General features: G+C 40.4%; 8 protein-coding genes and 1 pseudogene. 3 read left to right on the top strand and 6 right to left on the bottom strand.

The window, feature by feature from the left end; genetic code table 11:
- The 5 genes and pseudogenes from NWP21_RS17935 to NWP21_RS17915 form a co-directional block, all read right to left on the bottom strand.
- Positions 1-231: pseudogene (locus NWP21_RS17935) on the bottom strand (RNA-guided endonuclease TnpB family protein); the annotation flags it as partial.
- Positions 218-793 (bottom strand): IS607 family transposase, encoded by a 576-nt coding sequence (locus NWP21_RS17930; RefSeq protein ID WP_280793721.1) that lies wholly within the window; start codon positions 791-793, stop codon positions 218-220. The pseudogene NWP21_RS17935 and the gene NWP21_RS17930, both read right to left, overlap by 14 nt.
- A gap of 159 nt (positions 794-952) precedes the next feature.
- Positions 953-1,477, bottom strand: coding sequence for a DMT family transporter (locus NWP21_RS17925; protein WP_280793719.1), 525 nt, complete (start codon positions 1,475-1,477; stop codon positions 953-955).
- Positions 1,478-1,490: 13 nt separating this feature from the next.
- Positions 1,491-3,269, bottom strand: a complete 1,779-nt coding sequence (gene ltrA / locus NWP21_RS17920; RefSeq protein ID WP_280793718.1) for a group II intron reverse transcriptase/maturase — start codon at positions 3,267-3,269, stop codon at positions 1,491-1,493.
- A 520-nt stretch (positions 3,270-3,789) separates the two neighbouring features.
- Entirely contained in the window at positions 3,790-4,254 is a 465-nt protein-coding gene (locus tag NWP21_RS17915) for a DMT family transporter (RefSeq protein WP_280793717.1), read from the bottom strand.
- Positions 4,255-4,491: 237 nt separating this feature from the next.
- On the opposite strand from NWP21_RS17915, the gene NWP21_RS17910 reads away from it, so the two are divergent.
- Positions 4,492-4,836, top strand: a complete 345-nt coding sequence (locus tag NWP21_RS17910) for a hypothetical protein (RefSeq protein ID WP_271731447.1) — start codon at positions 4,492-4,494, stop codon at positions 4,834-4,836.
- An 87-nt stretch (positions 4,837-4,923) separates the two neighbouring features.
- Here NWP21_RS17910 and NWP21_RS17905 read toward each other — a convergent pair whose 3' ends face one another.
- Positions 4,924-5,763 carry a tetratricopeptide repeat protein gene (locus NWP21_RS17905; RefSeq protein WP_280793716.1) on the bottom strand — a complete coding sequence of 280 codons (840 nt, stop codon included), beginning with the start codon at positions 5,761-5,763 and terminating at the stop codon, positions 4,924-4,926.
- A 922-nt stretch (positions 5,764-6,685) separates the two neighbouring features.
- On the opposite strand from NWP21_RS17905, the gene NWP21_RS17900 reads away from it, so the two are divergent.
- The gene (locus tag NWP21_RS17900; protein WP_271731445.1) at positions 6,686-7,009 is read left to right on the top strand and encodes a hypothetical protein; all 324 of its coding nucleotides are present in this window, start codon (positions 6,686-6,688) and stop codon (positions 7,007-7,009) included.
- A gap of 102 nt (positions 7,010-7,111) precedes the next feature.
- On the top strand, positions 7,112-7,609 hold the full coding sequence (locus NWP21_RS17895; RefSeq protein ID WP_280793715.1) for a DUF427 domain-containing protein: 498 nt from the start codon (positions 7,112-7,114) through the stop codon (positions 7,607-7,609).
- The last annotated feature ends 21 nt before the right edge of the window (positions 7,610-7,630 follow it).

Genomic DNA, 7,630 nt, shown 5'->3' with positions numbered 1-7,630 from the left:
TAATTTAATGATTTGACAACTTACCTTTGCTGGTAGAGCTTTATAATCAACAGATTCTTTGATTAGGTGATAGGCTCCCGCATAATTAATATGCTTGTTGTTATGAATGTATTCCTGTCTAACTATGAAGTTAACAGCATTATATAGGTTCTTCGATTTAAAGCAAAGTTCATCTATTTCTTTGTATGCTGGGTGACTTGGTTTAATAACATGACGCTCAATCAGATTCATTTTGTAACTCCTGGGTGATACGTTCTGTTTTTGTCTTTGCTCTTCTTAACCCATACATCCTTGCACTAAACGAGTATATTATCGATACTAAATCTTGCATTAGTTCATCTCTACCTTCCGTAGCTTGATTAACAATTTCCAACTCTTTACATAGTTTATTAAGAAGAATCTTTAAATAGTTCAAACCAAAGCTTGCTACTCTATCAGGGTGTTCGGCCAGAAGAATATTATACTTATCGTCTTTTAGAAGCTTTGACAACTGTTTGCGGTTGTCATTTAACCCACTGCCGATTTCTTTAACAACTTTATATATTGTGTACCCCCTAGCTGTAGCATATTGGGTTAACCTTTCAGCTTGTCTTTCTAAGTTGTCTTTTGAACCATTATCAGAAACACGGCAGTAGATAGCTACAACTTTGTTAGGGTTTTGGTTGGTTTCAGGTAGATTAATAATTATGGTTCCTGTAGGTTGTTGATAACCTGTGATTACGCCGGATTTGTACCAACGCCACGCAGTTCTATAACTTATCCCTACCTTTTTTGCATAATCAGATAGTTTCATTCATTTAATGATTGTACATTCATAGTTATATTATACTACAAATGTACATAAATGACTATAAATTCATTAAATTATTGTAGACCTTCTGGCGGAACGTCTGTACAAAGCTACGACCAAAAAGATGATTTAGAACGGTACACACCGTCCCAAGGTGGTCTGCTAGTCAAAAAATAACAATCCAATGCCAATGATGGCAATCATCACCCCCGCCATCCCTCGCCAACTCACTTTTTCTCCAATGCATATAGCAATAGGGATAACAAATAGGGGACTGGTCTGTAATAAGGTGGAAGCAATTCCCGCAGCTGTGAATTTAATCGCTGTTTGTTGTAGCCAAATACCTAAATAAGTACCACAAAAAGCCCCAAAGCACGCGGCGAAAATGACCCGCCAGGATGGTTTAGAGGAGGTATGGGGTAAGGCTTGCGCCTGGCCTTTGGGGAACCACAGCCAGCCAAAGAGAATCAATTGGGCTGCACTTAAGCGGAATAAAGCCGCCCACAAAGATGATATACTACCAGTAGTAAAGGCTACGCGAGCGATAACTGTAGCTATGGCATTGGTGATGGCGGCTAATAAGCCCAAACCGATCCCCCGCCATAGATGGGTGGGGGGATGATTGTTGCTACTGGGAAGCGGTTCTGTGATTACCCAAGCAACTATTAAACTAAGCCGGTCAGTCACCCAACCGACTCGTCTACAAAACCGTACGTGAAACTTTCGCTTCATACGGCTCCTCAATGATATGGTTCTTGTCATGAGTACCTACAAGACTTCCATCACTGGCTGTCTTCTTGTCGTGGCAATGTCTGTGTAATAGTTGTAGATTTTTGGATTCATCTTTTCCACCTTTGGAAAGGGGTAAGATATGGTCTACTTCCATTACATCACCGTCCCTAAAGTAATGTCCACATTCTGGACATTTACCCTTTTGCTTTTTAAGTAGAGTCGATACTCTTTTGTTAGCTTCAGGATGGTTTGTCATTCTTGAACTCCAATACACCCAATCACCATCAAATGGCGAGGCATTGCCTTTAACCTTGACATGACGTACTATAGGAGTATCTGGGTGTTTGTACAGTTTGATGAATTTATCATCCGTCTTAACTGCAAACTCCCAGTTATTGCCTCCGATTGTATGCCAGTATTTCTTGGCTATCCATTTATCAGATTTATTGGGGTGTCGGCGCTTTGCCCATCTGTATAGTCGTTGATAAACCTGACTAAAAATCTTAGAGAAGATTTCTTTACTTACTACTGATGAGTAGTAATTGCACCATCCCCTTATGATGGGGTTTAATTTACTTATCAATCCCGATTGTGGTGTTGGTAAGTTTTTCTTTATGGTGTTAGAAACCTGTTCATAGTGATTCTTAGCCGCTTTCTTAGATGGGGTGATAATAGTTTTAAAGCCTAGTATTTCTTTGTTAGTATTCAACCCTGAGTTGTATTTACCAACCAGGGATTGCCTTACGTTGAATCCCAGAAAATCAAATCCAGGTTTTTCTGATTGATGTTCATACAAGGTATGATCCAATCTGGTCTTGCTAGGCTTTAATTCCAATCCCATTTCATTCAGCCATTTAACTAAGATTTCCCTGCATTGTTCAATAACTGTTAGATTTTCATGCAATATGACAAAATCATCCGCATATCTAATGATTGATATTGCTTTAGCCTTTTTCTCTCTAGAACCTTTACCTGGTATATTTGAGACATATTCTTTGAGAATTTCCTCCATACCGTGTAAGGCTATATTTGCCAAGATAGGGGATATGACACCACCTTGTGGTGTACCTTCTTCTGTGGGATATAGGACTTTGCTATCAACCACACCTGCTTTCAACCATGCCTTAATTTGTCGGCGTAGTTTAGGGTAGGTGTTCAGTTTCTTTAACAATGCTTGATGGTTAATCTTGTCAAAACACTTAGCAATATCAGCATCTAATACAAATTTGGGTTTGTATCTGATGGACTTGAATATTGCTTGTATAGCATCATGACATGAGCGTCCTGGTCTAAATCCATATGAGTTGGGTTCAAACTTAGCTTCCCATTCTGGCTCTAATGCCAGTTTGACAAGCGCCTGTAATGCCCTATCATACATTGTAGGTATTCCTAGTGGTCTTTTCTCATCCTTTCCGGGTTTGTCTATCCAAACTCTTCTGGTTGGTTTGGGTTTAGACCCTAGTTTTAACTCTTCTACCAATTCTAGTCTTTCATTAGGTGATAAAGATTTCACCCCGTCAACTCCGGCAGTTTTCTTTCCTTGGTTATCTTGAGTTACCCTACGTGTTGCCAAAACTTTGGCAGACCAGGACTTCATCAGCACCTTTTGGAGTCCACGAACAACCTTGACATCACCACGGGCTGAGGCTTGATAAATTCGTTTTTGGATTTTGTAAACACGACGTTCTAACTGTTTCCAGTTAATCATGTTCCATTCTACCGTAGTCTTTACACTCGTTTTAGACATAATTCCTACTTGAGACTTTATCATCCATATCACCGTGAATCTGTCAGCATATCTTAGGCATTACCCTAAGCGTTCGCTTTTGACTCAATCTTTCCCACTTGCAGCATCCGGTTAGCACCTACTTCTAGACTCGACCTTCTAAAAGAGCTAACAAGGGGTTACTTCGTTCCATGTGTCCATTCTGTGTACCTTTAGAGTGATGCTATACGCCGGGTTTATCGGAAGTGCATAACGGTCTATTTAGAATTAGCCGTTTCCTTATCCTTTACCTTTTTGGTTCCAGCCTATCAGCCTGATTTGGCTGGTTTTACTTAACGGCGCTTCAAATACATCTTCAACTTTCGTTTTACTCATGGGTACTTTGCTTGACGTGTACCAGGTTAGGCTCCCAGTAAGAACGCCTTTTCCTCCTGCTTTACGGATTGATGGCTAGTCGCTACCGTAAGGAGGATGCTGTCACCCTTGCACCTAGGGGGTGGGATTCTCACCCACATGAACACACAGTTATAAGAGTCTGGTTTTACCCAGTCTTACCTTCCGTCCCTGAGCATAAATGCTCATTTAGGAAGAACGAATCGCACCCTAAAATAGTAATTATAATTCCACACCAAGCTCTAATATTTAAACTTTCACCCAGCCAAATCATAGACAGGATAGCCGTGATGGGAGGGGACAGGGTACCGATAAGTAACACACGACGTGGGCCCAAATAATTGAGCGCCCCCATAAAAGCAGTATCACCCCAGCTAATACCGATTACTCCGCTCAAGCACAGTAAAAAAATCGGCGTGGGGGTGGAGGTGGGTAAGGATTCCCCAGTTACTAAGATGGTGAAAATTAGCAGGGCGATCGCTACTATCCCCTTGAGTGAATTCAGTCTCAGGGGCGGAATATGATTTCCCACAAAGCCATACACCACCGAGGCGATCGCCCACAAAGCAGCAGCAGCTAAAGCCGCTAACTCTCCCGCAGCATTTGTTAACAAATTATTAAAAATACAGGTTACCTCTTAAATAATCCACAAATTCATTTAATAATACAATAAAGAACCAAAAACATAGTAGCACTCTCTGCTTTAGAGTGCTAATTTTCCCAGGTAATTCTTGTCATATTATGGGCGAAGAAAATATTTTTTCTAGATGGCTGTAGATGATTGTATGCAAGAATTAATTAGCAGCGTCAAGATTTTCTACACAACTAATTAAATATGGGGAGAGATGGAATGAAATACACCTTTGATATTGTAGGAGTGTCTCCTGTTTGGGAGTTTTTTAAACATCAACAACAGACCATAAACAAACCAATTAGTGGCGGTGTAGAATATCTCAGCACCCATAGATGTACTTTGGATGCCTTATTAGAATCTGTAGAACCATTACCGATAAAATGGGGTTGGAATACTGAACAGGTCAGAGAGACTGTGGTAAAGTTTTGGTTAAATAATGCGGAAAGTATTCGTTATTGGAAAGTCCGTTTAATAGATGCTGGTAATGAAAATATACTAGTTGCTAGGCTGGCAGAGATCAAATCTTTACAGGCGGAATTTGAATCTTTATTCAGTAAATAAATTTGGGAGCGCCATTTCCCCACTGTATCCCCTTGTGGGTATAGTTAGTCTCGAATCCCCAATTGAGGGGATTAATCACAATGATTGCTACCTAATCTCGCGAATATTGTTCATGACTTGTTGATATAATTGATTATTATTTTGTTGTTGAAAAATAGAGGCAGCTTGTTGTAGGTCTTGCAGCGCCCCTTCTCTGTCTCCCTCTGCAGCGCGGGCATTACCACGGTTATTGTAGGCGGGGGCAAAAGAAGAATTGAGGCGAATGGCTTGATTATAGTCCCCAATGGCACCTTGTCTGTCTCCCTGGGCTGCCCGAGCATTGCCTCGATTATTGTAAGCCATGACAGAGCGAGAATCTAGGCTAATGGCTTGGTTGAAGTCATCTATGGCCCCTGCATTGTCCCCCTGAGCGGCGCGGGCATTTCCCCGATTATTATAGGCTTCGGCATAGCGGGGGGAGACGCGAATGGCTTCGTTATAGTCTGCGATCGCCCGTTGGTAGTCTCCTAGGGACGCTAGGCCATTTCCCCGATAATTGTAGGCTTCGCCATCGTCAGGAGCCAGATTAATGGCCTGATTGTAATCTGCGATCGCCCTTTGCTTGTCTCCCAGGTCAAAGTAAGCCTGTCCCCGGCTTTTATAGACCTGAGCATAGTCTGGGTCTTGATCAATAACTTGGTCATAAATAGCGATCGCCCCTTGCAAATCACCTCTGAGGTGTTTATTTTTACCCTCAACATAGAGATTGCCCGCTGAGGATGTTTGCACTGTCCGGCTGTTAGGAGGACTAAGACCTATTTCTGTTATCAGTACATCTTTATCTTGACTACAAGATATAGTAGTAATTCCACTTAATATGCTCACCACAGCTATGGTCAGTCTTCTTTTAACCTTTAGGTGTTCTCGCTCAAATAACCGCAGTTTCATAAGTTAACTTAAACCCTCAACCGGAACGACAATTCAGACTAGATTTACTTCTTGTTTTTATTTACAATTGGTTCTCAGTTTTGAGAGTATCTGAAACCAGCAAAACCATAGCAAATATCTCAAATCTTGCGCACATCGCTAACCCCTGACTAAAAATATGTGCCTACAAGACTTTGTAACTAAACCTTATTAACTAATATTTTCCAGATTTAATTAATATTCACCTGTTACATCAGGCCTCAAGAATAGAAATATTTATCCGGAATAATTTACAGATTTTTTATATAAATCATATTCTAGACAAATAAATTTATTTTTTATGTTTTTCCGGATACTTTATCTAGAATTAACTGGTGAATTTTCCTGTCAAATTAATATTAATTAGATTAAGATAAATCGTTACAAAAGCTACAGTCAGCATGATGATAAATCTTGCGGGGTAGTCCTCGATACCGCCCTTTTATACCTAACTCAGATGAAGCGATCGCTCTATTCTAGCTGGGCGAATTATGCAGAGATTGACTTAAGAATACATTTCTAGATAGATCCAATTGTTGCGGTTGGTCAAGACAGGCGATCGCGCGGATATTTTGATATAATCATAAGATTGTCTGAATAATTCTACAAATCATATTATTCACATCTTCACCAACACTTAATAGTCAAGTTGTTGCATATGGGTTGCACTTGCATATTAATCAGTTTATTCTCTGTAGAGAAATAATATAAATCTCTATTATTTAGATAGCAAACTTGAGGTAGGACAGTCAAGAAAAATACAAATATATATTGACTAAATCACTTCAGGTTGTTCATAGCTATTCAACTCACCGTGTTACAGTGCAATTTAACCATAGAATACTTTGGTGCATAAATCCTTCCACATCATTGGACTAAGATGAAACCCTAAGAGCGTGCTGGGATGAAACTATCGAATCTAGATCCACTTATACCCCTCATGGAATTAAAAGCAAAATTCATGAAGTTACCAGAAAATTATTCCGTTGACGAGGGGGAATTAATCGAGTTTTTATCCCAGCGAAGATGGCCTGACAGAAATCGGCGCATTGATAGAACAACTTTTTGGCGGTGGCGCAATGACAACAAAATTGAGCATCAAAAATCCTTCGGTAAACTAGATATTTTAAAACTTTGCCAAATTTGCGATCACTACCGTTTAGATGGAACTCGCAATCAATACTTAACCATGGTTAATCATACTCCAGATTTGCCAGTTAAAAAATAAACTCTCGACTGCTTCGGCGTGCTTTACTATCCCTGTGTAAGTGTGAATCCTTGGCTTTTGGGTAGTTCGTTGTTTAAAATGGGGTTTTAATGTTTATTAATCATGGTGTCTCCTCAACCCATTAACCCCGGTCCCGGACAAGAATCAGTTTGGGACTACCCCCGTCCCCCTCGTCTAGAAGACACAAACAAACATATTCAAATCATTTTTAATGATGTCGTCATTGTAGACACCCACAGCGCCAAGCGGGTTTTAGAAACTAGTCATCCACCTACTTACTATATCCCGCCAGGGGATATCAAAATGGAATACTTAATACTGATGCCAAAATCTAGTTTTTGTGAGTGGAAAGGTATCGCTAGTTACTATACTATCCGCGTGGGTGATAAACAAGTACATAATGCGGCTTGGTTCTATCCGCACCCTACAGCTAATTTTGCCTCTATTAAGTATCATGTAGCATTCTATGCCCATCTCATGGATGCTTGCTATGTGGATGGGGAAAGAGTACAACCACAACCAGGTAATTTTTACGGTGGTTGGGTGACCCATGATATTGTCGGACCTTTTAAGGGTAGTCCGGGTACTTGGGGATGGTGAATCAACCTGACCCCAACCCTC

It is taken from the genome of Anabaenopsis sp. FSS-46 (genome assembly GCF_029891665.1).
Lineage (GTDB): Bacteria > Cyanobacteriota > Cyanobacteriia > Cyanobacteriales > Nostocaceae > Anabaenopsis > Anabaenopsis arnoldii.
This window is presented reverse-complemented; position numbering and strand designations above follow the sequence as displayed.

Coding starts and splice junctions, on each gene's coding strand:
- ltrA (WP_280793718.1), bottom strand. CDS start 3,269: ATGTCTAAAACGAGTGTAAAGACTACGGTAGAATGGAACATGATTAAC.
- NWP21_RS17905 (WP_280793716.1), bottom strand. CDS start 5,763: ATGAAACTGCGGTTATTTGAGCGAGAACACCTAAAGGTTAAAAGAAGA.
- NWP21_RS17900 (WP_271731445.1), top strand. CDS start 6,686: ATGAAACTATCGAATCTAGATCCACTTATACCCCTCATGGAATTAAAA.
- NWP21_RS17930 (WP_280793721.1), bottom strand. CDS start 793: ATGAAACTATCTGATTATGCAAAAAAGGTAGGGATAAGTTATAGAACT.
- NWP21_RS17895 (WP_280793715.1), top strand. CDS start 7,112: ATGGTGTCTCCTCAACCCATTAACCCCGGTCCCGGACAAGAATCAGTT.
- NWP21_RS17910 (WP_271731447.1), top strand. CDS start 4,492: ATGAAATACACCTTTGATATTGTAGGAGTGTCTCCTGTTTGGGAGTTT.